The organism is Actinomadura logoneensis, from assembly GCF_003428695.1.
In the GTDB taxonomy this organism is placed as follows: Bacteria; Actinomycetota; Actinomycetes; order Streptosporangiales; family Streptosporangiaceae; genus Spirillospora; species Spirillospora logoneensis.
In genome coordinates, this window is the sequence record NZ_QURH01000510.1 from 1 (window position 1) to 1381 (window position 1381).

Below are 1381 nucleotides of genomic sequence, written 5' to 3' on the forward strand. Positions count from 1 at the left end.
GGCCCCCGGAGGGCCTGCACCGGGGCGACCCGCCGCAGCCCTACGACCCGTACGGCCGGCAGGCGCAGCCCCGCCCGGACCAGCGCCCCGACCAGCGGCACCCCGACGCGCACCGCCCCGACCAGCACCGGCCGGACCAGCAGCGCCCCGACCAGCGGCGCCCGGAACGGCCGCGGCCCGACCAGCACGAGAAGCGCGACCACCCCAAGCCGTTCGGCTGGTACCGGGTGCTGAGCCTGCTCGTGCTCGGCGCGCTGCTCGCGTTCGCGAACATCGCGCCGCTGCTCGCGGTCGCCGTGACCGTCGTCGGCGTCCTGCTGCTGCGCGCCGGGGACAAGGCGGCGCGCGGCATGGAGGGCCGCCGCACCCGGCGCGGCCCCCGGGCGGGCGACGCGGTCGGCGCGGCGTTCCGCACGCCGCTGCACCTGCCCGGAGCGGTGATGTCGACGGCGCTGCTCGGCGGCCTGTCGCTGGTGGCGGGCGCGGTCCTGCTCGGCGTGCTCATGTTCGCCTACCCGAGCATGACGGCCTCGCGCGCGGTCGCCTACTCCGCGATGCTCGTGATCGGCCTGCTCACCCTCGCCCCGGGCAGCGGCGCGCCGCGCCGCCAGCTCGCGCGGGTGTGGGGCGCGCTGCTCCCGCGCGCCGAGGCGGCCCTCGCCGGCGTCCTGGTCCTCGGGATCTTCACGACGGTGCTCGCCGTGCTGTCGCAGAAGCAGCCCCCCGACACGACCCCGGTGAACGGGATGAGCGACAGCCTCGACAGCGTCCGCGGGCGCGTGGACGACCTCCTCCACGGCCACATCCCCTTCCTGGGGTGACGGCCGCCGCCCTGGCCCGGCGCCGAGCGGGCCACGGCGAGCACGCACCCCTCGGCGCGGACTGGCAGGGACCGGACGGCCACGGCGCGTGGCCGCCGGACGATCGCGGCGGGCGGCCGGAGGCGGTCGCTTTCCGTACGGCATGGAAACGGTGTGCGCATGAGACGTCTGGCGGGCCCCGTGCCCGATAGGGTGCCGGATCCATGAGCGGCGAGACGAGCCACCAGGAGCACATCGGTCCGTACCGGCTGCTGTCCCGGCTGGACGGGCCGTCCGGCGCGGTCCACCGGGCGGCGGACCCGTCCGGCCGCGACGTGGCGATCCGGATGCTCCCGCCGGGCGCGGCGCCCGACGTCGAGCGCATGCGCGCGGTGCTCAGCCCCTACGTGGTGGACGTCCTGGACGGCGACCCCGCGGCCCGTCCGCCGTACGTGGTGTCGCGGCTGGTGCCGGGCCGTCCGCTGGCCGAGACCGTCGCCGCGGGCGGGCCGCTGCGGGGCGCCGCGCTCCGCACGATGGCGGTCGCGCTGGCCAAGGCCGTCGCCGCGGTCCACCGGGCC

The 1381-nt window shown here is 78.1% G+C and carries 1 protein-coding gene and 1 pseudogene; both read left to right on the plus strand.

Annotated elements, in window-relative coordinates:
- Positions 1-821 (plus strand): chromosomal replication initiator protein DnaA (locus tag DZF91_RS40165; RefSeq protein ID WP_268915970.1); only part of this gene is annotated, 821 nt, incomplete at its 5' end.
- Between the two features lie 203 nt (positions 822-1024).
- Positions 1025-1381 (plus strand): annotated as a pseudogene (locus DZF91_RS23690) (serine/threonine-protein kinase); the annotation flags it as partial.